Consider the following 25,292-nt stretch of genomic DNA (forward strand, 5'->3'; position numbering starts at 1 on the left):
CCCAATGCGCATCCCCCGAATCTACTCTCCGGTGGCCCTGGCCGCCGGCAGCGAAGTCGACCTCGAAGACCAGGCCGCCAACCACGTGGGCCGGGTGTTGCGTATGCAAACCGGGCAGCAAATTGAACTGTTCAATGGCGACGGCCACGACTATCCTGCAACCCTGACCGACGTCAGCAAGAAGCGCGTGCAGGTGCGCCTCGGCAAACCGGTTGCCAACGTCAGCGAATCGCCCTTGCAAGTCCATCTGGGTCAGGTGGTGTCCCGGGGGGATCGCATGGATTATGCGATTCAGAAGAGTGTGGAAATGGGCGTTGACCGCATCACACCACTGGTCAGCGAGCGTTGCGAGGTGAAACTCAAGGGCGATCGTGAAGACAAGCGCCTGCGCCACTGGCAGCAGGTGGCGATCAGTGCCGCCGAGCAATGCGGGCGGGCGCGTGTGCCGGCTATCGAACCCGTGTCCACACTTGCCGACTGGTTCGCAGCGACCGAGGCCACAGACCTTAGACTAGTGCTGCATCATCGCACCGCGCAGTCGCTGGCCGGACTGGCCAAGCCTGAGACACTGGCATTACTGGTCGGACCGGAAGGCGGGCTGAGTGACGAAGAAATCCAGGCCGCCGAAGAGGTGGGTTTCCTGCCCGCCGCGCTGGGGCCTCGCGTGCTCCGAACCGAAACGGCGCCAGTCGCCGCCCTGGCCGTTTGCCATTGGCTTTGGGGCGACGGCCAGGCTGGATAAAATCAGTTTCCGACAGACATCCCTATAACGATAACCGTTCCAGAGAGTACCGGTCGTGCGAGATTCCAGCCGTTCAACGCGCATCAGGCGCCGTCTGTTGCCTATCATCCTCATTATCCTTGCCGTTGCGGTTGTGGCGGTGCTGTTTATGAGGAAACCCGCACCGCCCGAATCCACGGCGGAAGAAAAGACCTGGCCAATCCAGACGACGGTCGTTGAATCGACTGCCCGGGCGCCGCAACTACGCTTGCTAGGCCGGATCGAAACCCCCTACCAATCCACCTTGAGCGCCGCCGTCACCGCAGACGTCGCCGCCCTGCCTGTCCTTGAAGGCCATACGGTAGCCGAGGGCGAGGTGATCGTCGAACTGGACGACACCGAAGTGAAGCTGCTGCTCGACCAGCGCCAGGCGGACGTCGATGAGCTGCAGAGCCAGATCCGTCAGGAACAGAACCAATTCGAAGCCGACCGGCGCCTGCTCGAACGGGAGAAATCCCTGGTGGCCCTGGCTGAGCGAGCCCTGGACCGCGAGCGACGCCTGGAAGCCTCAAATCTCAACAGTCAGGCCCGCATCGATCAGGCACGGCAGTCATTACAGGCCGCGGAGATCTCTCTGGTTAATCGGGAGCTGGCGGTGGCCAATCACGAGAGCCGCCTGCAATCCCTCAAGGCGCGGCTCGCGCGCGCTCAGGCGCTGCAAGAGCAAGCCCGCCTCGATTTACAGCGCACGGAAATTCGCGCCCCGTTTGCCGGAGTGGTAACCGATCTCCAGGCCAGCCCTGGCGAGCGCGTGCGGCCCGGCGAAGTGCTGGCCAGTCTCTACGCCACCGGCAACCTCGAAGTCCGCGCCCAGATCCCCATGCAGCGTATTGGCGTGGTCCAGCAAGCACTGGCGGACGAAGCGGTGATTACCGCGACCACACTGGTCGATGACCAGACCTACCGGCTCCAACTCGCCCGTCTTTCCGGTCAAGTCAATCCAGGCGCGGGCGGTGTCGATGGACTATTCCGGTTTACCGACGACACACCGCCCGCCGCCCTGAATCGCACACTGGATATCACTCTGGAGCTACCCGCTCAGTCGAACCTGTTCTCGGTACCCGTCTCCGCGCTCTACGACGAACAGACCCTGTTCCGTATTGCCGACGGCCGCCTGGAGGCTCTACAGGTCACCGTGGTGGGTGACCGCTTCGGTGAGCATGGGCAGCGCCTGCTCGTACGCGCCAAGGCACTGAAGACTGGCGACCGCATTCTCACCACCCAGTTGCCCAATGCAATCAGCGGTCTCAAGGTCACGGTGACGAACCCGGAGTCCGACCATGGCTGACAGCCCCGGCCAGCATCGCAACGATATTCTCGGCCGGTTCGCCCAGCACCGGGTTGCCGCCAACTTACTGATGCTGATCATGCTGATGGCCGGCATCTATGCGCTTACCGGGCTCAATCGCCAGTTCCTGCCCAATTTCGCGACCGACTTCATCACCGTAACTGTGGTCTGGCCGGGTGCCAGCGCCGAGGACGTGGCGCGGTCGATCACCACCCCGCTGGAGCAGGAACTGCGCAATCTCGACAACGTGAAGGAGATGAAGTCCACCTCGACACTGGGTTACGGCAATATCGTGATCGAGTACGAGGAAGGCACGGACATGGGCATTGCCCTGGACCAGGTCAACGAACACGTCGGTCTGGTCCGCAACCTGCCCAGCGACGCCGAACGCCCCGAGATCAGCAAATACATCCGCAACGAGCCGATAGCTACCGTGATCCTCACCGGTCAGGCACGGCTGGAGGCCTTGCGCCCCATGGCCTACCGCTTTGAAGACGCGCTCCTAGGCCGGGGCGTGGCCAAGGTGGAGCTGACCGGCCTGCCGGAGCGGGAAATCGCCATCGAGGTGGACAGCGAGAACATTGCCAACCTGGGGATGTCACTGCCGCAACTGGGGCAGCGCATTGTCGGCCAAAGTCAGGATATTCCCGCCGGTACCGTGGGCGACGAGGAGTCCGCCCGGGAAATCCGCAGCCTGGAAAAAGGCCGCACCGCCAGCCAGTTCGCCAACATGGCGATCATGACGACCGCCGACGGACGCCGCCTGACCCTGGGCGACGTCGCCGAGATCTCACTGCAGCCCAAGGACAATGCGGTTGAAGTCTTCTACCGGGGCCAGCCGGCGGTACTGATGCAACTGCAGCGGGCCGAAACCAGCGATGCGCTGAAATCGGCAGAGATTATGCAGGGCTGGCTGGAAGACACGCGCCCCACCCTGCCCAAGAACATCCAGCTCATCGTCTTCGACGAGCAGTACGAGCTGATCGTCGACCGCATTAACTTGCTGCTCAAGAATGGGATTGGCGGCTTGATCCTGGTGGTCGGCATCCTGTTCGTGTTCCTCAACGGCCGCATCGCCTTTTGGGTCGCCGCAGGCATTCCTATCTCCTTTATGGGAACACTGGCGATCCTGTGGTTTAACGGCGGCAGCATCAACATGGTGAGCCTGTTCGCGCTGATTATGGCCTTGGGTATTATTGTCGACGATGCCATCGTGGTCGCAGAGGACGCCATGACCCACTACCAGCGAGGCGAGCGCTCGTTGCAGGCGGCAGAAGGCGGGGCCCGGCGCATGCTGGTACCGGTGATGAGTTCCTCGCTCACCACCATCGCCGCCTTCCTGCCGCTGATGCTGGTGAGCGGAATCATCGGGCAGATCCTGCGGGATATACCGTTCGTGGTGATCTGCGTGATCATCGCCTCGCTAATCGAAAGTTTCCTGATTCTGCCGGGCCACCTGCGGGCTTCGTTCCACAAACACCATCATCGCGAAGAAAGCCCCTTGCGCCAGAAACTCGACCGGGGGTTCAACCGCTTTCGCGACCATTGGTTCCGGCCTATGGCCGAATGGAGCCTGGACAACCGGGGTACGGTGATCGTAGCGACCGGCTGCGCTCTGGTCGTCAGCCTGGCGATCGTCATGTCCGGCCACGTGCGCTTCACCTTCTTTCCAACGCCGGAATCTTCGCGCATCGTTGCCGCGGTGAAATTCGCGGCCGGCACGCCGCCGTCGGACGTCAAGGCTTATGGGCGAGTGATGGAAAATGCACTATGGCAGACCAGCAGCGCACTAAAAGACGATAGCGAGCTGGTCAAGATGGCGGTCCTCCAATTGAACCGGGCCTCTTTCGATGGTGGCGTCTCTATCGAGCGGGGCGAACAATACGCCATGGTGTCGGTAGAACTGGTGACGCCGGACGCCCGCACGGTGCGCAACCCGGCGTTTATCGCGGCCTGGCGCGACGCCCTGCCGCAACTGGCAGGTGTGGAACAGCTGTCGATTACCAGTCCCCAGGGCGGTCCACCGGGCAAGCCACTGGATATTTTCATTTCCGGCGCCGAGGCCGGCACGCTCAAACAAGCCGCCGAATCCCTGAAGGAATCCCTGCGCAGTTACGAGGGCGTGACCGATATTCTCGACGACCTGCCCTATGGCAAGCAGCAATACATCTTCTCTCTAACACCGCTGGCCCAGTCCCTCGGCCTGACCATCGACGACGTGGGGCGCCAGATGCGCGCGGCGCTAGATGGCCAGCTGCTGCAAGTGTTCTACGATGCCCACGACGAGGTCGAAGTGCGCATCATGCTGCCCGAAGCAGAGCGCAACCTGCAGCGCACCCTGGATACCTTGCCCATCGTGACACCCAGCGGCAACACCACGCCCCTGGCCAATGTAATCAACCTGGAATCCAGACGCGGTCTGTCGTTGCTGCGCCACACCGACGGCCAACTGGGTGTGCACGTCACCGCCGACGTGGACACCACCGTCACCAATGCCAACCAGGTGGTTGCCGACTTGCAACAGGATGTGATTAGCAATCTGCAAAGCACCTTCGGCGTGAATACCCGCTTCGAGGGCAAGGCGGAGGAACAGCGGGAAACCGGGCAGGATATGATGGCCGGCGCCCTGATCGGCCTGGCGCTGATCTACATCATTCTCGCTTGGGTATTCGGCGCCTACAGTTGGCCTCTGGCCGTGATGATCGCCATTCCGTTCGGCCTGTGCGGTGCCATTTTGGGCCACCTGCTGCTGGGCATCGATCTCACCATACTGTCGCTGTTCGGCATGTTCGGCCTGTCGGGAATCGTGATCAACGACTCGATTATCCTGGTCACCTTCTATAAGGAGCTGCGCGAGGGCGGCATGGCGATCCGGGAAGCCCTGGTGGAAGCGGCTTGCCAACGTCTTCGCGCGGTTCTGCTCACCTCGCTGACGACGATCAGTGGCCTGCTCCCCCTGCTATTCGAGACCTCGCTACAGGCACAGTTCCTGATCCCCATGGCCGTCAGCATCGCTTTTGGTCTGGCCGTGGGTACGTTCCTGATCCTGTTGGTGGTGCCGGTGCTGTTATCGTTGATCGAAGGCGTTTCGAACCGGCTGCAGCGGGCCCGTCTCCGCCCGGCGGATGCCCCGGGCCAGGGGGACTGAGGGCGGACGATGGGCTGGCAATGATCCTGGTGACCGCCGGTCGCTGCGCGGCTGTCATTGACAGCATCCGGGCCGGCAAAGATGATGCGTGAAACCGCTCGGCCTCAGATCCGCGCCCATAACGATAACGGACACCACGAGTAGTCATACCCATGAGCGAGCTGCTGCACAACGTTGAATTCTGGCAATACCTCAGCATCCCGGTCATTGCCGCCCTGATCGGTTGGGTGACCAACTGGCTGGCTATCAAGATGACCTTTTACCCGCTGGAGTTCACCGGCATTCGCCCGATTTGGGGCTGGCAGGGCATCATTCCGTCCAAAGCGCGCAAGATGGCCGCCATAAGCGTCGACGCCACCATTGCCAAGATAGGCACGGTGCAGGAAATCTTCGACCAGATCGACCCCCATGTATTGGCCGAATACGTCATCCACAACGTCGAGCCTCGCACCGAGGAATATGTCGACGAGTTGATGCTGAAAGAGTACCCCACCTTTTGGGAAAATCTACCCGCTTCGGCCCGCAACATGGTGTACGAGCGGGTGCGCAAGTCCACGCCTCATCTGGTGGACAATCTGGTGGATGACCTGTCCCAGAACATCGAGGGCCTGTTGGACATCAAGGGCATGGTCATTGACCGGCTGGCGGCCGACAAGCGACTGCTGAACCAGATCTTTCTGGAGTGCGGCGACAAAGAATTCCGCTTCATCGTCAACTCTGGCTTCTACTTTGGCTTCCTGTTCGGCCTGATCCAGATGGTCGTGTGGTACTTCCATCAAGCTTGGTGGGTACTGCCTTTCTTCGGTCTACTGGTCGGCTGGGCCACCAACTGGATCGCCCTGAACGTGATCTTCCGCCCGCTGGAACCCCGGAAAGTCGGCCCCTTCGAGCTCCAAGGCCTGTTCCTCAAACGCCAGCGGGAAGTGGCCGAATCTTTTTGCCACATCGTCACCCACGAGATCCTGACGGTCGCCAACATTGTCAACGCCATCCTCAACGGCCCTAACGGCGATCGCGCCAAAAACATGGTTAAAAAGCATATCAAGCCGCTGGTGGATGAAACCGCGGGCATGGGGAAGGCCCTGACGCAAGTCGCATTCGGCCCCACCGGCTTTGCCACTCTAAAAAATCAGGTGGGGGAAAAAGCACTGGAGATCTCGTCCACCTCGTTCACCAATCCGGTGTTCGAAAAAGACCGCGCCGAAGCCGTCGAAAAGATCATGGTGGAGCGGATGATTGCGCTATCCTCCGCGGAGTTTCAGGACCTCCTGCGGCCCTGTTTCCAAGAAGACGAGATCAAGCTCATCCTGGTCGGTGGTGCACTGGGCTTCGCCGCCGGGGCGGCTCAGTTTGTCTTCGTTTTCGGCCAGAACCTGTTTTAGGGGCTCGGCCACAGTGTGTAACCTCGTAAAATCATCAGCTACCCTCTTATGGGGAGAGCCGAACCTGCCGTAAACTTTGGCATAAGTAACGCGAGACAGGCGCGCCGGCGGTGTAACGTTTAGGTGCTATGTTTAGTGGATAACCGCCCGAGGGCCGTAGGATGTGGCGCCTGTTTAATTGGCTAAAACCGAAAGACGCTGATCAACCCGCTACGTTACGCCGCGAGTCCGGGTTGCTGAATTCCGCACGCCCTAACGAAGACGCCGAGGATGCGACCCGCCATGCGCTACGTCAGCTCGAAAGCCACCTCTTCAGCTGGCTACTGGATGCAACACCCGCCCAGATAAATCAGGATACGCCCCACGAGCCGGTGATACGCCAGGCACTGCAGGAACGCATCGCCGATAACGCCTTGGTGGAACTGCCACGCCAGCCAGCCGTTCTCCCCAAGCTGATACGGGCGCTCTCGGACGAGAACGTCAGTCGTCACGAGCTGTCCGAGATCGTCCTCGCCGATCCGGCGCTAACCGACCAGCTCCTGCATGTGGCCAACAGTCCGTTCTTTCTGCCTGGCGAGCAACATATCGAATCGGTCGAACAGGCGATTTTTCTTTTGGGCATTAACGGCGTGCGCAGTGTTGCCTCGGCCGCCGTGCTGCGACCGATGATGACCGCCCGCAACAGCCAGGAGGCGCTATTCGCTCAGCGTGTCTGGCGCTGGGGTTTGGCGTGCGCCCGGGCGGCGGAACTGATCGCCAATACACGCGGCGCCGACGGCAATACGTTCTTTATGGTGGGACTGATGCCGTCGCTGGCGTACATCACCCTACGGCGCGAAGTCGCGCGACTGTACAAAAGCGAGTATCCGGGTGAAGTGATGGATCCGGCGGTAGTTCGCAGTGCCCTGCGCCACTGCAGCTGGGCAACGGCGCAGATCATTGCCACGAAGTGGGACTTGCCGCCACGCTACCACGCCTATCTGCTAGCAGCAGAGCGGCCTGCGCCACACACTGAGCACACGCCACTGAACGATGGCATCATTCTTGGCACGCGCGAAGTGCTGCGACATGCTCATCAGCGCAATCTGCCCGAGGAGCACTTAATCACAGCACTGCAGCTGGATAAGAACCAATTCCAGTCCATCCGCGACGCATTGCTCAACATGCTGCGGGACCCGTCCCGCCCCAACGCAGGCTGACCTTCAGTCCCGGTGGGGCTTAAGCAGCTCCGCCATGGTGCGGGGGTCGCTGCAATTGGGCAACGGTGAGAGATCCTCCGGCAGCACCTTGGGCAGGCGCCGGATCAGCCGTTCCTCATCAGCCCGGATAACCGAGAGAATATCTTCGACGCTGATCAGATCCAGCGAGCGCGCCGGCACCAGGCCGTCCCCCGCCGGACCGGCCAGCATCAGCAACCCGCCACGAATCAACTTGTCGCTGATCTTGCGCGAGACTTCCGCCGGCACCCCCATGTTCTGCTCCAGCCGCTCCTGCTGAGGTGCTGCCTTACCTTCACTGAACGGCTTGCACACCAGCCACATCAGCACCAGCGCCACCTGCTCCTGCAACGCCGGCGAAACGCGCACCCGGTGCCGCTTGGCGATAGCACTGGGGTTCTGGATGTAGAACACAATGCTTGAACCCAGCAGCAAGATCAGCCAGTTCAAGTAGAGCCAGATCAATAGAATGATACCGATGGCGAAGCTGGAGTAGATGGCCTCGTAACGCGCCGAGCCAGCTACGAACGAGGCGAAGAGCATGCCGCACCCTTGCCAGGTCACACCGGCAATAAGGCCACCAATCAAGGCATATTTCGGCTTCACCTTGGTGTTCGGCATGAACACGTACATGAAGGTGAAGGCCAGCACCACCAGGAAGAACGGCGTAAAGCGGCTTAGAAAGAGGACCACCGTGCCTAGCGGCTCAATGGCAATCAGGGTCTGAACCACGGTTGAGGAAAAAATGGTGGCGCTGATCCCAATCGCCAGCACCATCAGCAATGGCCCGATCATGATCACGCTTAGATAATTACTAAAACGCTGGGCGAGGGAGCGCATCTGCGGTACGCGCCAGATGGTATTGAAGGAAAACTCGATCTTCTGCACCAGAGAAATAACGGTATAGATCAGCAACGCCAGGCCCACAGACCCCAGCACGCCAACCTTAATATTATCGACGAACTCGAGCACCTTGTTCGCCATATCGATGCCCTGTGGACCCATGGGCTCGAAAAACTGGTAGAGAAAGGGCTGGATGCGCTGATGCACGTCCATGGCCTTGAGTACCGAAAAACTCAGCGCCAGCAGCGGCACGATGCTCAGTAGCGTTGTATAGACCAAGCTCATCGCATGTAGCGTGAGCAGGCCGTTGATCACATCGCGGGCGACCGCATAAATGATTCGGCAAGCTTTGTAGAGCCCGATCCAGGGCCAGTGTCGCGGCGGGTTGGGATTTGCCAGGATCCATTGTTCCAGTGCATTTAAACGTTCCTTGAACTGGATGGAAGTCACACTCGTCCTCTTGATGTCTGTCCTCGATGCCCCGCTGGGCTGTGAGCTACTGCGATACTATACGTCCTGTATAGCTCTGCCGATTCCCAGTATGGCGCATTTTCACGGGTGGCAGATATGCCTGATGCCACCCCGTAGTCCAAACAGTAGCCCAAACCGTTACGCTGCCTCCTTGTCAGGCCTATCCATTCGCTCGAGATACCATCTCGCCAGAAACGCACCCACGATGATCTGGATCTGGTTGTAGCACATGATGGGCAGCACGATCATGCCAAAGCCAGGATGACCGGCAAACAAGACTTTTGCCATGGGCAACCCGGATGCCAGACTCTTCTTCGAGCCGCAAAATACCACGGCGGCCTCGTCAGCCGTATCCAAACCCCAGGCCATCGCAGCGAGTCGCGCCAGCAGAATCACGACGAATAACAGCGCGATACACAGGCCAATGGCCAGCACAATCGACGTCACTGGCAGTCGCTGCCACAGACCACTGACCACCGAGTGGCTAAACGCCGAATAGACGATAAGCAGGATCACCCCCTGATCGTACCGGCCCATCAGCGACTTGTGTCGCTCCATGAAGCCGCCTAACCAAGGACGCAAACCATGCCCGACACCAAACGGTAGCAACAACTGGAAGACGATGTCCTTCAGGGCATCGCCGACGGAGAAGCCGTCGCCCGCAACGCTCACCAGCAACATCAGCAGAAACGGGGTGAGCATCATACCGAAGACATTCGAAGCTGCGGCGCTGCAAACAGCGGCCGGCACGTTTCCTCGCGCCATGGCGGTGAACGCAATCGAAGACGAGACCGCTGATGGCAGGACGCCCAGATACAGGAAACCAAGCACCAGGTCTGCCGGCACCCAGCTTGAGGGCAGCTTCGAGATTGGCCATACGAGAATCGGAAAGACCAGAAACGTCATCGCGGTGATGATGACATGCAACCTCCAGTGGCTTGCCCCCGCCACCACCTGCTCCCGGGACAGGGCGGCGCCATGGAAGAAGAACAACAAGGCAACGGCAACACTGCCGGCCACCCCGAAAAACGCGGCCGCATCCCCTCGCGCCGGAAGGAAGGTGGCCACGCCAATCGTCCCGAGCAGGACCAAGGTAAATCTATCGAGCGGAATACGCATCACTTGCCCTCCAGCGCGTCCAGGCTTGGCTTTAGCAGCGCCCGCGCCACATCGTGTGCCGCCTCCGCATCGCGGAATCGGATAGCCTCTAGCAAGTGTTCGTGATCCGCATGGGTGGGCTCCGGCAGGCTGACATCCTTCTCCGTTTGATGAATGGTCTTGCTAATGCTGGACGAGAAGTAGGTATAGAGCTCGATGAGCGCCTGATTGCGAGACGCTGCAACAATGGCTCGGTGGAACTGCTCGTCGTGCTGGATTCGCGCGTCGATGTCGTCACCGGCGGCGGCGCGACGATCAAGCGCTGACTTCATGTCGGTCAGGTCCTGATCGCGCCTATGCTGCGCCGCCAGCCGCGCAGCTTCGGCTTCCAGCATCATGCGCACTTCCAGCTGATCGCGGAGTTCCGTTCGCTCGATGCGCCGGAACACCTCCCCGGCGTCGAGCATCGCCCGAACGTAGGTCCCGTCTCCCTGACGGGTTTCCAGAATACCGACGTGAACCAGTACACGAACGGCCTCGCGCACGGTGTTGCGGCTGACGCCGAGGTTCTCGGCCAACGTCGCCTCGTTGGGGAGTCGTTCCCCGACACCCCAAACCCGTTGTTCGACCGCCTGCCGTAAGTCTTCAATTGCCGATTCGACCAATGAGCCACGCTTGATTTTCTGCAATGACATCAACTTTCACCCAATCAACCAGTCATCCTATGAATTTAATCGAAGTGGATTGGAATGCCAAGAGCGAAGTAGCCCGATGAGCAGGTACGGCTGTGTATCCGAGAGTCCCGGGAAGACCCGTCCATCGATAACCGTTAAACTGGGCTATACATGCAAGGCGAAGACACCGAAACCATGAGCCCCAGCCTGATTGGATATCGTATTCTGACCTACACCAGCCTGGGGCTGGCCATTATCGGCATCGTGCTGCCACTGCTGCCGACCACCCCATTCGTGCTGCTGGCGGCGTGGTCAGCAGGGCGCAGTTCGCCGGAGTTCCGCCGCTGGCTCGAGAATCATCGCACGTTCGGGCCGATCATCGACAACTGGAGGACACGCCGCGCCGTACCATTGAGAGCTAAATGGTTGGCTTGCCTCATGCTAATGACCAGCTGGGGCATTCTGTTCGCTTCCGGAGCCTCGACATGGCTTTTAGCGGGACTGGCCATTTTCTTCTGCGGACTGCTCGTATTTCTTTTTACCCGGCCATCCTGCTGAACTAACGAACACTAGTGTACCGCGCAGTAGATCAGCGAATTAACCGCACGGCACACTAGCTGCAGTCTATTAGAGATTCTCGTACCGATTGACGTCAAAGATGCCCGCCTGAACGGGATCGGTCTCTTCCACGTAGGCCCGAAAGTCCGCTATCACCTCCCAGAACCTCGGATGAGTACGGCGGATGCCCCAACGGGAAGCCAGCGCGTGCAGATCCTCCGCCGTTTCAATAGCACGGAACGAAGCGACAAAGGCGTCAAGCTCCGCCAGCGGTATGTCAAAACTGAAGTTGGGATAGCTGCCCAGGGTGCCGTCGAGCACCGTGACGGTATCCTCCTCGGGTAACAGCCGGCTATCTTCACCGAACATGAACGCCACGTTGGAGTGGGCGCGATTGTGGACCAGCGTATAGATCCAACGCTCGCTGCCGCTCGTCACACGCAGGAAAGTGACTTCAGGTAGCCGCTGGATGGCTGGCAACGTCGCGCCGGTTTCCGCGGCCAATGGTCGCAGCAACGCTTCTGCCCGGCGCTGACCTTCACTCATCCCGGAACGGTCGCAAGAAGCGCCGGTGCAGCGATTCAGGGTATCCGGCGGGCCCATCACTTCGCTCGCGTGTTGCATCAGAAGCTGGGCGAACTGGCCCATCACGGCCTGCTCGTCATGCGGATCGGTCGCAACGCCATAATCCATGGCCACCGGCGTGTGGGTGTCGAGATCGGTATAGGTAATCGCGTTCTTGATCTTGCCGGAGCCTTGATACCAGCGGTCGTAGATCGGTTGGCGAGCTTTAGCGGGAACGTAACGCAGGAAGTTGTGCTCGGCGCCATTGCGAATCAGATCGAAATAGAGCCGCGTCTGGGCCTGATGCGACACACTGCCGAACACGTTGAAGTTCACCACCAATTCGTAATAGGTCCGTTCCAACAGCGGGTAGTCCATGACCCAGATCGTGCGCGGCACCTGCCCATGCAGTCCGCGCCGCACCGACGCGCTGTCGTGATGGCGGAAGATCGTCAGCAACGCATCCCGGTTCCAATTATCGCCATCCCAGAGTTCGTCGACAGTGGCGCCGCCCGTCTTGCGCTCGGCATAATATTTCTCGCGTATTTTGAGGTAGTCGTTGCGATTGCCTTTGTAGCCCAACCATTCGGGGCTCAACGCAAGGATATCGCTGTCCTGCCCCGGCAAGCCCAGCAGCGGCGTGACCTTATCGCGATAAGTCGCGTCGTTGACGTAGGCTTCCTGCCGAGGATCCTCGAACAGTGTCCAGAATTGGTCGCGAATCACATCGGTGGCAATCTGGCCACGACAGACCGGCCCGCGGATAAAGTTTCGGACAAAGTATTCGGCATCGTCGAGCATGAACTGATAGCGGGATTTTGCGGGAATGGCGGCGAACGTCTCGAATGGATTGGATCGTTCGTGGTAACCGTAGCCCGGCATTTCCCGGACCTGCCAATCCGGTTCGAAAAATAGCGACTGGTAGCGCTGCATGCGCGTGTCACCGAGGGCATAGGTGATGTGGGTCTTGTCGACAATAGTGCGCGTCACCGGCTGCAGCCGGTAGTAGAAACGCCCGTCGGGATCTTCGTTCGGCCTCACCGTGGCCACCGGCAGAATGCGCTCGCCAGGCGGCGTCCAGGACCGGACCAATTCGTAGAACCGACGACCGTCGATATCCGGAAAATGAAGGTGGGCCGCGAACAGGTGCTCGAATAGATAGCGAGACACCAGTTGCTCACGCTGTCCGGATTGGTTGAAGAACGTTTCCCACCGCTTTACAGCCCCTCGTTCCGCATTGCCGGGCGTGTAGTCCGCGGGCTGGGTCACGGCGCCTTCGGCGATCCAGGTACTCAGCGTGTGGTATTCCACGTCTGTCAGGCCGGTCGTCGCGAACGGCATGCCGCCATGGGGGTTAGCCTCGGCATAATCCGCAAAGGCGGGTAGCGCCGGACAACTCTGTGGCCGGCCGATACCAATAACGACATCGTCCGGAAGCCGGCTGTTGGCCGGTAATGGGTGCTGGCGGCCCAGCTCGATCATTTGGAACAGCATGGAAGTGTCCCGTGCATCCAGGGCACCTTCGACATTACCGTGCAGCACCGAGAAAAAGCCCTTCTCGCGCCAACCCGCAGCGTTGACCGCATCGACGCCCAAGCGTGTGGGCATCATGTCCTCCAGGCGGCTACCGTCATAGACCGGCAGCGGCGAAGCGCCCCGTTCGACACCCTCGGCGCTGGTCAGCTTGAGTTGGCAAGGTGCGTCGTAACAGCCATGGCAAGCCACGCATTTGGCTTCGAAGATAGGCCGTATATCGCTCTGGTAATCATACGACTGGTTTAAAGCCACGATAGGCTGCGGTTTGTCGTAGGTCGGCACCTGGCTGCAGGCGTAAACGACGAGAATACACATCAGAACCAGCACAGCGGCCTGGAGCGGACGACGACGTCGGTCGGATTTGACCATTAAGACATCCTTTTCGACAGAAGCGGAAGCGGTACTCGGCCGACAGTTACGTGCCGGCGCCGCAAAGCGCCCATTATAAGGCGTTTTGCGGGCGCACGTAGGGCCGCTTCATTACGGTTCAGTCCGTTATCGCGGCGCCATCCACGAGTCGCAAAGTGGTCATCACGTTCAGGTTCACGTTCAGGTAAACAGGGTCAGCCTGGCGACGGCGTCCTGCGAGCAAACAGCATGGCGACGAAACCCAGAAAGACCAGCCCCGCCAGCGCATAAACGCCCGCATGAAGCCCGGCCACACCGCCGCCGGCCAAGTGCCATGCCAGGGCCGCTATTGCCGGTCCGATGGTGGATCCGAGCATCCGTGCGACACCGGCCAGGCCACTTGACGTGCCCATCTGGCCCGCCGGCGAAGCCTGTAACATCGCAGCCATGACGGGCGCATTGAATACTGCCATCCCCGCCCCTGTGGCCGCCGAGGTCAACACCAGCTCTATCACGGTGGCATCCGCGTCGAGCGTCGCCATGGTCAGCACGCCGAGGGTGGTCAGCGCAGCACCGACGGTCGCAATGGTGGCCGCGCCGAAACGGTCGGCCAGCGTTCCCGCCACGGGTGAAATCAGCGCGGCAATACTGACAAAACCCAGCATGGCGTAACTCAGGGTTTCCGGGCCTTGGCCCAGCACGTCATTGACGAAAAACGGCAGGGAAAAGGACATCAGACCAATAATGCCGGCGACCAGCGTCAACGCCAGTGCGGCCAAACCAAAGGAGCGGTGCTTGAGCAGCCGCACAACTGGCTGGGAGGTTCGCAACCGGCACCAGACCCCCACCGCCAGACCCGCATACATCAGCAAGCCAAGCGAGGTAGCGCCGAACCCCGAGCTTCCCTCGAGGACAAGCATCAGGGCCGTCATCGCGCTTCCGATCAATAGCGTATCGCGCAGCATACCCCAGGTGGGTAACGGCAGAAGCGGCTTCGAAGCATGGGCATCCGCCGGCGGCAGGACGCGGTAGCCCAGCAACAGCACGACGAGCAGCAGCGGCATCTTGACCAGAAACACCGCCCGCCAGCCCCACAGATCAGCAACGAAACCGCCCAGGGGAGCCAACCCCACACTGCCTAGCATCATGATGGTGGCCACAATACTGATCGCCCGCCCGCGCTCCGCAGCACGAACGGTTTGGGAGATGACCGGCATATAGACCGTCAGGTAGAGCGCCGCCGCCAGGCCTTGCAGAACCCGGCCCAGCATCAGCAGCTCAAAGGAGGGTGCCCACGCCGAAATCAGACTAGTGAGCCCTACCGCCAGCAGCGAGACGAGGAACACCAGCCGGGTGTCGGCCTGATCGGCCCAGCGGCCCGCGGGAATAGCCAGGGCGACGAGCGGCACGGTGTAGGCCAGCAGAACCCAAGCGGTTGCGGTAGAGCGAATCCCCAGGTCACTGCTGATCAGCGGCAGGGCAAACGCCGATAACGTCAGCTCGCTGGCGATAACCAGGGTCGCCAGCGCCAGGGCGACCACCGACGCCCAGCTCGTGTGCCGAACGTCTTCCCGTATTGCCGTAACGTCCCTTTGCGAAGCGACGCCGACGGATTGTGCTGAAGTCATGCCATCTTCCTTGTGCTGACGAATATCCGGTTATGCCGATCAAGCGGACTCGCTCTAGGGCAGATTCTGACGGGCATTGCGCGTAGCCAAGGCCCACCACCGTAAGCGATCGATCATACGTTTAGTGGCTGCTCAGCCATGACATTCTCCACTCGTGTTTACAGGAACCGAAGTGCTTGCCCGACCCTAAATGGATGCACCTCGGAAAGTGGAACTGAGCTTAAAACCTCAAGTAAACTTGAGGTCAATTAAAAAGATCATTGGAAGAAACGATGGCAAAAATAGACGCAGCCAATATCCGCAAGCCTTTGTCCGTCGGCGAGCTAAGTCAGCGTAGCGGCGTCGCCGTATCGACCATCCACTTCTATGAACATAAGGGACTGATCGGCAGTTGGCGCACCGAGGGCAACCAGCGACGTTTCCACCGGGACGTCTTGCGCCGGATCGCCGTTATCAAAGTCGCCCAGCGGCTGGGCATTCCCCTGTCGGAGATCGCTGAAGCCCTGGCTACCCTCCCGGAAGGCCGCACGGTAACCGCCAACGATTGGCAGCGGCTGTTTGTCTATCGATGCCTGTAAGCTGCGCAATCCCCGGGACGACCTCGGTGACGAGGGACCGGGACCGAGGCTGCTGGATCCAGATTGATCGCCGGCTCACGCTGCTTTGGCCAAGGGTGATCGAAAAGCCACTTCGCGATATGCTGATGCGCTGAAGTTCATGAACTTCCAATCGGGAGTATCGCTATGAAAACCCTGAAAATAGATATCGTGTCCGATGTTGCCTGCCCGTGGTGCGCTATCGGTTACGCGCGCCTGAAGCAGGCAATGGACGACGTCAAAGACGAACTGACGTTCACCCTCGACTGGCACGCGTTCGAGCTCAACCCGGACATGCCGCTGGCTGGCGAGCCAATTCTCGAACACCTCAGCCGCAAGTACGGTCGCAGCGCCGCCGATATGGAGGCGACCCAGGCACAGATGATGGAGATCGCGCACAGCCTTGGCCTGAACTTCAGCAAGCTGCAGGAGCGCCACGCCCGCAACACGTTCGATGCTCATCGCCTGCTGAAATGGGCAAAAACCGAAGACCGCCAGACCGAACTCAAGCTGGCCCTGTTCGAGGCCTATTTCGGCCGCGCGGAGAATGTTTCGGAGCAAGCAGTGCTACGGCGATGCGCTGAGGCCGTTGGGCTGGATGGCGATGCGGCTCAACGCGTACTGGATTCGGATGACTACGCCGTTGCCGTTCGCGCCGACGAAGAGCGCTATCAGCAAGCCGGCGTCACCGCCGTGCCCGCCTTTATCGTCAACCAGCGCTACCTGATCGCCGGAGCCCAGGAACCCCACACCCTCGTGCACACCTTTCGGGAGATTGCCGAGGACCGGGTCGAGATATCGCCGGTATGATGCAGGGTGAGTAGCCTGAAGCCGTAACGGACCTCAGGCTGCTAGCTGCGCTGCTACCGGTTTGCGGTCAAGGCCTCACGGCCCCTCCGAAGCTGAAGAGGGTGTTGCAAAACTACTGCGCTCGGCCATGCGGCGTTGAAAATCCGCTCGTGCGCGAGTCCGATCAAAATGCTCATTTACTACTAGTAAACTGCGCTTTTTCGCGGATTTCCGCCTTGCCTGGCTTTCGCTCGCTACGTTTTGCAACACCCTCTGAAGCTCCGGCTACATTTAGTGCGGATAGTGCGGAAACCCGAGTGGATGGGAGAGGGCCCTCAGGCCGGCGCCGGCATCCACTGCTCCCCCCGCAACTTGATCACATCCGCGCGTGGCGGCGCGCCGAACAGGCGGCTGTACTCGCGGCTGAAATGGGACGGACTTTCGTAGCCCACCCGATAGCTCGCAGTGGCCGCCTCGAGGCCTTCCGAGAGCATCAATCGGCGAGCCTCATGCAACCGCAGTTTTTTCTGGAACTGCAACGGCGACATACGGGTGACCTGCTTGAAGGTGTGGAACAGCGCGGATTCGCTCATGTTGACCTGTTCCGCCAGGTCCTTCACCCGCAGGCTCTCGGTATAACGATCCTTGAGCACTGCGATCACCCGTGAAACCCGGTGCACGGAGGAATCCGCCACCGCGAACTTGCGCATACGCGGGCCCATCTCGCCAATCAAGGCACGGTAGATGATTTCCCGTCGGGCCAGGGGCGCCAACACGGGGATATCGTGGGGCGCATCCAGCAGACTGGTCAGTCGATTGACCGCATCCAGCATGCCCTTGTCCATGTGCGCCAGGCACAGGCCGCAGGCACTTTCCGGACAGGCGTCGGCCTCCGGGTCGAACTTGAGCTGGCTACCCATCTCCAGCACCAGATTGCTGACCTCCTGCGGGTCGACCGTGATCTTCATCGCCAGGTAAGGCTCATCGGGCGACGCGGTCACGATGCGACCCAGCACCGGGATATGCACGGAGGTCACCAGATAGGACAACGGCTCATAAACCAGCTCCCGGTCCCCGAAGTTCACGGTTTTCTGGCCCTGGACGAGGAAGCACAGGGACGGGTCGTAAACCGAAGACACGCAACTGGTGGGCGAGTCGGAGCGAAAAATCTCCAGTCCCGGCACCGTTGTTTGCTGAATTTTCTGATCCTCCGACCAACGTTGCAGCGTTTGAGCCAACTGCAGGCGCGTGGCTTCGTGACTTTTTTCCAGAGTCGCCTGGTCGTCCATGGGGAAGCTGAGATTTCGTACTAGCACGGTCGCTCTCCTGCCGTTTGCTGCCGACAAAAACGGCCTTCAGTATACGCATGGACAAAAAAGCGTCAGCGTCTAAACACAGAATTTAGCAGGAATAGGCAATCACGTGACAGAAACGGGCAAACGGGATAGCCCTGCGCGTTTATCCCGTACTCTTTCTGTTTCAGCAATCCGGATGCATCCAGGTGCGCCCTGACTTTTCCCCGCCTTCAAGAAAAGGCGGTGAGAGCCCTCATTGTCACATCCGTGCAATAGTGTGCAACCCTCTATGGTTTTAGCCAGATCACTTTCATACCGCGCTGTATAAGCCCGAAGCCAGCCTCCGCCGCGGGTCCGCCACGTCCGCCCTACCACCAAAACTTCAAACCTCTGTAGAAATGGGCAATCTCCGCGCAGAAACCGGATACCGCCGGTTTGGCACCGGCCCTTACATTAGCCTCACGTCTTCGATGGAATTCATCCGACGCCACGCCCATCGCCTGATTGCCCATATTCCTTCGGGGCGGCGATACGAATAACCGCTCGCGAGGAGAACGCGCTTCATGGACTTGTTGCTGAAAAAACACGCGCTTGTGAAAGAAAGGGCCAGGACCCGAATATCTTATCGGACTGTAGCCCTTTCATTGTTGATGGCCGTTGGTCTGGCAGGTTGCGATGTGCACAGTGAGGAAGCAGCCACCCCTCCGCCACCGCCCGCTGTGGATGTTGCCCAGGTCAAACCGGAACCCGTCACCCTTTGGGACGGCTTCACCGGACGCGTCGCCGCGCCCGAATCGGTCGAATTGCGCCCACGAGTCAGCGGCTATATCGACAAGGTGGCCTTTGAAGAGGGCGAATGGGTGCATCAGGGCGACCTGCTATTCCAGATCGACGCGCGCCCCTACCAGGCGGCGGTTAACGCGGCTAAGGCAGAACTCAACCGCGCCCGCAGCCAATACGGGCTGGCCCAGAGCGAGGCAGGCCGCGCCAAGCAACTGCTGGACAGCCGCGCCATCTCCCGGGAGGAATACGACCAGCGCGAGTCTGCCATGGCCACCGCACAGTCTGCCGTGCTGGCCGCCGAAGCGTCGCTGGACAGTGCCCAGCTGAACCTGGAGTACACGCAGATCCGCTCACCCATCGACGGTCGCGTCAGCCGGGCCTTCGTGACCCGGGGTAATCTGGCCACCAACGACCAGACCCTGCTAACCCGTGTGGTGTCCGTCGACCCGGTCCACGTCTATTTCGAGAGCGACGAGCAGACCGCCTCGGCTGCACTGAACCGATTTAATGAGGGACAGATGCCGACAGTCAAGATAAGCCTGTCAGGCGACGAGGAGCGTTTCGCGCACACCGCCATAGTGGACTTCGTGGACAACCAGCTGGATGCCAGCACCGGCACCCTACAGTACCGGGCCGTGATGGCGAATCCTGATGGCATCGTTCGCCCCGGTCAGTTTGCCCGCGTGCAAATGCCGGTAGCCGAACTGGATCATGCACTGCTGGTGGACCAGCAGGCGGTGCTCACCGACCAGGACCGTCGCTACGTCTATGTGGTGGCGGACGACAACACCGTTAGCCGCCGCTATATCGAACCCGGCCAGCGCTCCAACGGCCTGCTGGTCGTGCATGAAGGCCTCAAGGCCGACGACCGCATCGTGGTGAACGGCTTGCAGAAAATCATGATGCCCGGCATGCAAGTGGCGCCGGAACAGGTCGCCATGCGACCCAGCGAGCGCGAGCAGCCGCAGGTCGCCAGCACGCAGTAGGCGTTAGCTAGCCAGATAGATGGCTAGATTAAAAAACCCCCGAACCATTTAGTCCCGATTAATGCCTGTCTGGCGCGGTCTCCAAGACCGCGCTCTGGGAGAGTTATGCCATGAACTTCTCAAGATTCTTTGTCGATAGGCCGATCTTCGCCTCGGTGCTGTCCATCATCATCTTCGTCGTGGGGCTGATCAGCATCCCCGGTTTGCCGGTCAGCGAATACCCGGAGGTGGTGCCGCCCAGCGTGCAGGTGACGGCCCGCTATCCGGGCGCCAACCCGAAAACCATCTCGGAAACCGTCGCCACGCCCTTGGAAGAGTCGATCAACGGCGTGGAAGACATGATCTACATGAAATCCGTCGCCGGCAGTGACGGCACCCTCGCCCTGACCGTGACCTTCAAGCTGGGCACCGATGCCGACCGGGCCCAGGTGCAGGTACAGAACCGGGTGTCCCAAGCCCTGCCGCGCCTGCCGGAAGATGTGCGGCGCCAGGGCGTGACCACCCAGAAGCAGTCGCCGAACCTGATGATGGCAGTACATCTGCTGTCGCCGGATAACACCTTCGACGCCACCTATATCCGCAATTATGGCGTGCTGCACATTCGTGACGAACTGGCGCGCATACCCGGTGTGGGCGAGGCGGGCCTGTTCGGCGCCGGCGACTATGCCATGCGTCTGTGGGTCGATCCGCAGCGGGCGGCGTCCTATGGCCTCACCGCGGGCGATGTCGCCAACGCCATCCGTGAGCAGAACATCCAGGTCTCGGCTGGCCAGATCGGTGCCCAGCCGATGCCGGAAACCAACGATTTCCTGATTTCCATCAACGCCCAGGGGCGTCTCGAGAGCGCCGAGGAATTCGAGAACATCGTGATCAAAACCGGCAACGGTGGACGCGTGGTGCGCCTGCGGGATATCGGCCGTGCAGAACTGGCGGCGTCCGAGGATTCCCTGCGCGCCCTGCTCAACGGCAAACAGGCGGTGGCGCTGCCGATCTTCCAGTCGCCGGGCTCCAACGCGTTGGAAGTGTCCGCCGCCGTGCGCGCCAAGATGGCCGAGTTGGACGATAATTTCCCCGCAGGCCTGGAGTGGGAAGTGGCCTACGACCCCACGGTGTTCGTCAGCACCTCGATCAAGGCCGTTATCACCACGCTGCTGGAAGCGGTAGCACTGGTAGTGCTTGTGGTGATCCTGTTCCTGCAGACCTGGCGGGCGTCGCTGATCCCGTTGCTGGCAGTGCCGGTCTCGATTGTCGGAACCTTTGCAATCCTCTCGCTGCTGGGGTTCTCCATCAATACGCTGACCCTGTTCGGCATGGTGCTGGCCATTGGTATCGTGGTGGACGACGCCATCGTCGTGGTGGAAAACGTCGAACGGAATATCGAGGAGGGTCTCCCGCCTCTCAAGGCCGCCCATCAAGCCATGCGCGAAGTCAGCGGCCCCATCGTGGCGATCAGCCTGGTGCTCTGTGCGGTGTTCGTGCCCATGGCCTTCCTTGACGGCATCACCGGCCAGTTCTATCGCCAGTTTGCGGTGACCATCGCCATCGCCACGGTGATCTCGGCGATTAACTCCCTGACCCTGTCACCGGCGCTCGCGGCCACCTTGCTGAAACCCCACGGTGCCAAGCCGGATCTACCGGCGCGGGTTATCGACAAGCTGTTCGGCTGGCTGTTCCGTCCGTTCAACCGCTTCTTCAACCGTAACGCGGAGCGCTACCAGGGCTTCGTGCGCCGTAGCCTGCGCACCCGCGGGCTGGTGTTCGGCATCTACGTGTTGTTGCTGGGCGGTACGGTGTTCATGTTCAACCAAGTGCCGGGCGGCTTTATCCCGACCCAGGACAAGACTTACCTGGTCGGCAGCATTCGCCTGCCGGAAGGCGCGTCCCTGGATCGCACGGAAGAGGTGGCTCGACGGGTCAGCGAGATCGCCCTGGAGACCGAGGGCGTTGCCCACGCAGCCGCATTCGTTGGCTTCAACGCCTTGCAGGGCACCAACACCCCCAACATCGGCACAGTGTTCATCCTGTTCGATGACTTCGAGGTGCGCGAGAAAACCGCGCTGGACCTCGCCGGCGAGATCAACGGCAAGCTAGCGGGCATCAAGGAAGGCTTTGCGGTGACCTTCATGCCGCCGCCGATCTTCGGCCTGGGCGCGGGTTCGGGCTACTCCGTGTACGTGCAGGATCGCGCCGGCGCCGGCTACGGCGTGCTGCAAAACGCCACCAACCAACTGGCGGGCGCCTTGAGTCAGGAACCGGGACTGAGCTACCCGTTCAGCTCCTACCAGGCCAACGTGCCCCAGTTGGATGCTGAAGTGGACCGGCGCCAGGCCAAGGCCCAGGGTGTGCGGCTGGACGACTTGTTCGGCACGCTACAGTTCTACTTCGGTTCGCTCTACATCAATGACTTCAACCTGTTCGGCCGCACTTACCGCGTGGTCGCCCAGGCGGATGCACCCTACCGCGACGACGTCAGCGATCTGGAGCATCTGTTCGTCAGCAACGACCAGGGCGAGATGGTGCCTCTGAGCACCATGGTCGAACTCAAGCGCAGCTTTGGTCCCGATCCGGTCATCCGCTACAACGGCTATCCCGCAGCGGATCTGATCGGGCAGTCCGACCCGACCGTGCTGTCCTCTGGCGAAGCCCTGGACGCGGTGGCCCGCGTGGCGGAACAGACGCTGCCCCGGGGCATGGATATCCAGTGGACCGACCTGAGTTACCAGCAGATTACCCAGGGCAACGCGGCGATGATCGTGTTCCCGCTGGCACTGCTGCTGGTGTTCCTGGTGCTCGCGGCACTATACGAAAGCTGGGTGCTGCCACTGGCCGTCATCCTGATCGTGCCCATGTGCCTGCTGGCCGCCCTGTTCGGCGTTTGGCTCACCGGTGGCGATAACAACGTGTTCGTTCAGGTCGGACTTGTGGTGCTGATGGGCCTCGCCTGCAAGAACGCGATCCTGATCGTGGAGTTCGCTAGGGAAAAGGAAATGGAAGGCATGGACACCGTCCGCGCCGCCCTGGAAGCCTGCCGCCTGCGTCTGCGCCCGATCATTATGACCTCCGTGGCCTTCATCGCGGGCGTGGTGCCGCTGGTGCTGGCTTCCGGCGCCGGTAGCGAAGTGCGCAACGCCATGGGGATTACCGTCTTCACCGGCATGATCGGCGTCACCCTGTTCGGCCTGCTGCTGACACCGGTGTTCTATGTCGCCTTGCGCCGGCTCGCCCAGCGTGGCGAAAAGGCGCCCGCACAGCCTCAGTTGGACGATCAAACGGGAGAGAGCCATGCTTAAACGCTTGTTACCGCTGTTTGTTGCGCTGCTCGCGGGTTGCGCCGTGGGGCCGGATTACGAGCCCCCGGTTATCGACTCGCCGGCTCAGTTCACCGAAGTTCACGACGATCACCCGTTCGACCGGGCCCAGGAGGCCCGGTTCTGGGGCGGCTTCGACGATCCGATGCTGGCGGTCCTGATCGATCAGGTGCTATCCGCCAACCAGAACCTGCGGGTGGCGGTGGCGCGCTATGAGCGGGCCGACGCCCTGCTGCGAGGCAGCCGCCGTGAGCAGTTACCCACTATCGGCGCCAATGCCTCTGCAGCCTCGCAACATTTGGCTGCCGCCGAACGCCCACCGGCGGGCCGTGGTGACGACGATATCGAGCTGTACCAAGTCAGCGCCACTGCTAGTTGGGAGCTGGACCTGTTCGGCCGCCTGCGCCGCGCTTCCGAAGCCCAGGCCGCCCGCCTCGAAGCGGCCGGCGCAGAACTCGATGCTCTGCAGGTCGCTCTGGTCGGCCAGGTCGCCAGCAGCTACTTCGAGCTGCGCGGTTTGCAGCAGCAACTGGATGTCGCGCAGCAGAACGTCGCTATCCAGCGGGATTCGCTCGGCATCGTCCAAGCGCGATTGAATGCAGGCCGCAGCACGAACTTCGATGTCATGCGGGCGCGCTCACAACTGGAAAGCACCCGCGCAGCCATCCCGGAACTGCAGGCCGAGATCCGTACCCGCATGCACCGAATTGCCGTGTTGACCGGTCAGGCACCGGGCAGCCTAATCGGCCAGCTTTCCACCGCCGTTGCCTTGCCGACAGCAATGCCGGAGATTCCGGTGGGCAGTCCCGGTTCGGTGCTGCGCCGGCGTCCCGACATCCGCGTCGCGGAACGGACACTGGCCGCCGCTACCGCTGACATTGGCGTCGCCACCGCGGACCTGTTTCCCCGCTTCAGCCTGGACGCGCTGATCGGCTCCGTCGCCGTCGACAGCAGTGACCTGTTCACGGGCTCATCGGAATCACGCCGGGTGGCACTGGGGATCGACTGGACCTTCCTCAACTTCGGCCGTGTCCGCGCCCGGATCGACGCCCGGGATGCCGAAGCCCGCGCTGCCCTGGCGGAATACGAACAGGTCATTCTCGAGGCGCTGGAAGAGACCGAAAACCTGCTGGTGCGCTACCACCGGTTCCAGGACCGTACCGAACGTTTAACCGAAGCGTCCGATGCGGCACGCCGCGCGGCGGAACTGGCCCGCATGCGGTACGAACGCGGCTACATCGGCTATTTCGAAGTGCTGGATGCGGAACAGGAGTTGCTAGAGACCGAGAACGCGCTGGAAAGAAGCCGCACCGCTACGGTGTTATCCATGGTCAACCTGTACCGGGCCCTGGCCGGCGCACCACGGGAACCGGAGACTACGGCAAGCGTCCAATAGCCAGGTTTGCCCAAACGAACCAACCGGGCATCGCTCGGTTGATTCGTCATCAAAAGCGCCTACTATGAATGAAGCCTCACCGCTCTCAAGGAGGAGCCGCATGTCGTCATTCCATCTCGCCCAGCTCAATATCGCCCAGCTGTCTGCGCCCATCGACTCGCCTCAACTCGCCGATTTCGTCAACAATCTGGACCGTATTAACACCTTGGCTGACGACGCGCCCGGCTTTGTCTGGCGCCTGCAGACCGAGGAAGGCGATGCCACCAGCATCGACTACTTCGGCCCCGAAGTGATCACCAACATGTCGGTCTGGGAAAACGTGGATGCGCTGCACGACTACGTCTACCGTACCGCCCACATCGAGGTACTCAGGCGTAAAAAGGAATGGTTCGAGAAGATGCGCGGGTCGCACATGGTGCTGTGGTGGATTCCTGCCGGACACCGTCCGACGCTGCCTCAGGCCGATGCCCGGTTGCGTTATTTGCGTAAATACGGCTCCTCCCCGGACGCCTTCACCTTCAAACAGGCTTATCCGGCGCCGGATGCCCAGAACATGCCGGCCACCCAGAGCTTTGACGAGGCTTGCCCCGCACCATAAGCATC

Annotated in this window: 17 protein-coding genes and 1 pseudogene; 12 read left to right on the forward strand and 6 right to left on the reverse strand. The window is 60.9% G+C overall.

What is annotated here, in order from left to right; translation table 11 throughout:
- Window positions 1–4: 4 nt before the first annotated feature.
- The 5 genes from FXO11_RS16170 (at window position 5) to FXO11_RS16190 (ending at window position 7,798) form a co-directional block, all read left to right on the forward strand.
- A complete protein-coding gene (locus FXO11_RS16170; RefSeq protein WP_148863991.1) occupies window positions 5–742 on the forward strand; it encodes a 16S rRNA (uracil(1498)-N(3))-methyltransferase in 738 nt (245 codons plus the stop codon).
- Window positions 743–839: 97 nt separating this feature from the next.
- Complete coding sequence (locus FXO11_RS16175; protein ID WP_148863992.1) at window positions 840–2,069, forward strand: efflux RND transporter periplasmic adaptor subunit; 1,230 nt, start codon at window positions 840–842, stop codon at window positions 2,067–2,069.
- Entirely contained in the window at window positions 2,062–5,217 is a 3,156-nt protein-coding gene (locus FXO11_RS16180) for an efflux RND transporter permease subunit (protein WP_148863993.1), read from the forward strand. Before FXO11_RS16175 ends, FXO11_RS16180 begins: the two co-directional genes overlap by 8 nt.
- A 152-nt stretch (window positions 5,218–5,369) precedes the next feature.
- Window positions 5,370–6,599 carry a DUF445 domain-containing protein gene (locus FXO11_RS16185; protein ID WP_148863994.1) on the forward strand — a complete coding sequence of 410 codons (1,230 nt, stop codon included), beginning with the start codon at window positions 5,370–5,372 and terminating at the stop codon, window positions 6,597–6,599.
- A gap of 161 nt (window positions 6,600–6,760) precedes the next feature.
- Window positions 6,761–7,798: an HDOD domain-containing protein gene (locus FXO11_RS16190; protein WP_148863995.1), complete on the forward strand. Its 1,038-nt coding sequence runs from the start codon at window positions 6,761–6,763 to the stop codon at window positions 7,796–7,798.
- Between the two features lie 3 nt (window positions 7,799–7,801).
- Here the strand turns inward: FXO11_RS16190 and FXO11_RS16195 are convergent, their stop codons facing one another.
- The 3 genes from FXO11_RS16195 to FXO11_RS16205 all read right to left on the reverse strand — a co-directional run bounded on the left by FXO11_RS16195 (window position 7,802) and on the right by FXO11_RS16205 (window position 10,923).
- On the reverse strand, window positions 7,802–9,109 hold the full coding sequence (locus FXO11_RS16195; protein ID WP_148863996.1) for a YihY/virulence factor BrkB family protein: 1,308 nt from the start codon (window positions 9,107–9,109) through the stop codon (window positions 7,802–7,804).
- Between the two features lie 159 nt (window positions 9,110–9,268).
- Window positions 9,269–10,249 carry a bile acid:sodium symporter family protein gene (locus FXO11_RS16200; protein WP_148863997.1) on the reverse strand — a complete coding sequence of 327 codons (981 nt, stop codon included), beginning with the start codon at window positions 10,247–10,249 and terminating at the stop codon, window positions 9,269–9,271.
- A complete protein-coding gene (locus tag FXO11_RS16205; protein ID WP_148863998.1) occupies window positions 10,249–10,923 on the reverse strand; it encodes a FadR/GntR family transcriptional regulator in 675 nt (224 codons plus the stop codon). Before FXO11_RS16205 ends, FXO11_RS16200 begins: the two co-directional genes overlap by 1 nt.
- Before the next feature lie 150 nt (window positions 10,924–11,073).
- Here FXO11_RS16205 and FXO11_RS16210 point away from each other — a divergent pair, with 150 nt between their 5' ends.
- The gene (locus FXO11_RS16210; RefSeq protein ID WP_227545937.1) at window positions 11,074–11,460 is read left to right on the forward strand and encodes a YbaN family protein; all 387 of its coding nucleotides are present in this window, start codon (window positions 11,074–11,076) and stop codon (window positions 11,458–11,460) included.
- 69 nt (window positions 11,461–11,529) lie between these two features.
- On the opposite strand, the gene FXO11_RS16215 is transcribed toward FXO11_RS16210, so the two are convergent.
- Both FXO11_RS16215 and FXO11_RS16220 read right to left on the reverse strand, forming a co-directional pair.
- On the reverse strand, window positions 11,530–13,929 hold the full coding sequence (locus FXO11_RS16215) for a fatty acid cis/trans isomerase (protein ID WP_148863999.1): 2,400 nt from the start codon (window positions 13,927–13,929) through the stop codon (window positions 11,530–11,532).
- A gap of 194 nt (window positions 13,930–14,123) precedes the next feature.
- On the reverse strand, window positions 14,124–15,536 hold the full coding sequence (locus FXO11_RS16220) for an MFS transporter (protein WP_148864000.1): 1,413 nt from the start codon (window positions 15,534–15,536) through the stop codon (window positions 14,124–14,126).
- Between the two features lie 272 nt (window positions 15,537–15,808).
- Between FXO11_RS16220 and soxR the strand changes: the two are divergent.
- Both soxR and FXO11_RS16230 read left to right on the forward strand, forming a co-directional pair.
- A pseudogene (soxR, locus tag FXO11_RS16225) lies at window positions 15,809–16,181 on the forward strand (redox-sensitive transcriptional activator SoxR).
- Window positions 16,182–16,279: 98 nt separating this feature from the next.
- Window positions 16,280–16,942 carry a DsbA family oxidoreductase gene (locus tag FXO11_RS16230; RefSeq protein WP_148864001.1) on the forward strand — a complete coding sequence of 221 codons (663 nt, stop codon included), beginning with the start codon at window positions 16,280–16,282 and terminating at the stop codon, window positions 16,940–16,942.
- Between the two features lie 314 nt (window positions 16,943–17,256).
- On the opposite strand, the gene FXO11_RS16235 is transcribed toward FXO11_RS16230, so the two are convergent.
- Window positions 17,257–18,237, reverse strand: a complete 981-nt coding sequence (locus tag FXO11_RS16235) for an AraC family transcriptional regulator (protein WP_202980240.1) — start codon at window positions 18,235–18,237, stop codon at window positions 17,257–17,259.
- A gap of 656 nt (window positions 18,238–18,893) precedes the next feature.
- On the opposite strand from FXO11_RS16235, the gene FXO11_RS16240 reads away from it, so the two are divergent.
- From FXO11_RS16240 to FXO11_RS16255, 4 genes are all read left to right on the forward strand, one after another.
- Complete coding sequence (locus FXO11_RS16240; protein WP_227545938.1) at window positions 18,894–19,985, forward strand: efflux RND transporter periplasmic adaptor subunit; 1,092 nt, start codon at window positions 18,894–18,896, stop codon at window positions 19,983–19,985.
- Window positions 19,986–20,095: 110 nt separating this feature from the next.
- Window positions 20,096–23,275 (forward strand): efflux RND transporter permease subunit, encoded by a 3,180-nt coding sequence (locus tag FXO11_RS16245; protein ID WP_148864003.1) that lies wholly within the window; start codon window positions 20,096–20,098, stop codon window positions 23,273–23,275.
- Window positions 23,268–24,689: an efflux transporter outer membrane subunit gene (locus tag FXO11_RS16250; RefSeq protein ID WP_148864004.1), complete on the forward strand. Its 1,422-nt coding sequence runs from the start codon at window positions 23,268–23,270 to the stop codon at window positions 24,687–24,689. Before FXO11_RS16245 ends, FXO11_RS16250 begins: the two co-directional genes overlap by 8 nt.
- A 100-nt stretch (window positions 24,690–24,789) precedes the next feature.
- Complete coding sequence (locus FXO11_RS16255) at window positions 24,790–25,287, forward strand: DUF3291 domain-containing protein (protein ID WP_148864005.1); 498 nt, start codon at window positions 24,790–24,792, stop codon at window positions 25,285–25,287.
- The last annotated feature ends 5 nt before the right edge of the window (window positions 25,288–25,292 follow it).

Origin of the sequence: Marinobacter fonticola (genome assembly GCF_008122265.1) — a bacterium.
Classification (GTDB): Bacteria; Pseudomonadota; Gammaproteobacteria; order Pseudomonadales; family Oleiphilaceae; genus Marinobacter_A; species Marinobacter_A fonticola.

Excerpts from the sequence above, each read along its gene's own strand:
- FXO11_RS16170 (WP_148863991.1), top strand. The coding sequence starts at position 5 with ATGCGCATCCCCCGAATCTACTCTCCGGTGGCCCTGGCCGCCGGCAGC.
- FXO11_RS16180 (WP_148863993.1), top strand. The coding sequence starts at position 2,062 with ATGGCTGACAGCCCCGGCCAGCATCGCAACGATATTCTCGGCCGGTTC.
- FXO11_RS16185 (WP_148863994.1), top strand. The coding sequence starts at position 5,370 with ATGAGCGAGCTGCTGCACAACGTTGAATTCTGGCAATACCTCAGCATC.
- FXO11_RS16190 (WP_148863995.1), top strand. The coding sequence starts at position 6,761 with ATGTGGCGCCTGTTTAATTGGCTAAAACCGAAAGACGCTGATCAACCC.
- FXO11_RS16200 (WP_148863997.1), bottom strand. The coding sequence starts at position 10,249 with ATGCGTATTCCGCTCGATAGATTTACCTTGGTCCTGCTCGGGACGATT.
- FXO11_RS16205 (WP_148863998.1), bottom strand. The coding sequence starts at position 10,923 with ATGTCATTGCAGAAAATCAAGCGTGGCTCATTGGTCGAATCGGCAATT.
- FXO11_RS16210 (WP_227545937.1), top strand. The coding sequence starts at position 11,074 with ATGCAAGGCGAAGACACCGAAACCATGAGCCCCAGCCTGATTGGATAT.
- FXO11_RS16215 (WP_148863999.1), bottom strand. The coding sequence starts at position 13,929 with ATGGTCAAATCCGACCGACGTCGTCGTCCGCTCCAGGCCGCTGTGCTG.
- FXO11_RS16220 (WP_148864000.1), bottom strand. The coding sequence starts at position 15,536 with ATGACTTCAGCACAATCCGTCGGCGTCGCTTCGCAAAGGGACGTTACG.
- FXO11_RS16230 (WP_148864001.1), top strand. The coding sequence starts at position 16,280 with ATGAAAACCCTGAAAATAGATATCGTGTCCGATGTTGCCTGCCCGTGG.
- FXO11_RS16245 (WP_148864003.1), top strand. The coding sequence starts at position 20,096 with ATGAACTTCTCAAGATTCTTTGTCGATAGGCCGATCTTCGCCTCGGTG.
- FXO11_RS16250 (WP_148864004.1), top strand. The coding sequence starts at position 23,268 with ATGCTTAAACGCTTGTTACCGCTGTTTGTTGCGCTGCTCGCGGGTTGC.
- FXO11_RS16255 (WP_148864005.1), top strand. The coding sequence starts at position 24,790 with ATGTCGTCATTCCATCTCGCCCAGCTCAATATCGCCCAGCTGTCTGCG.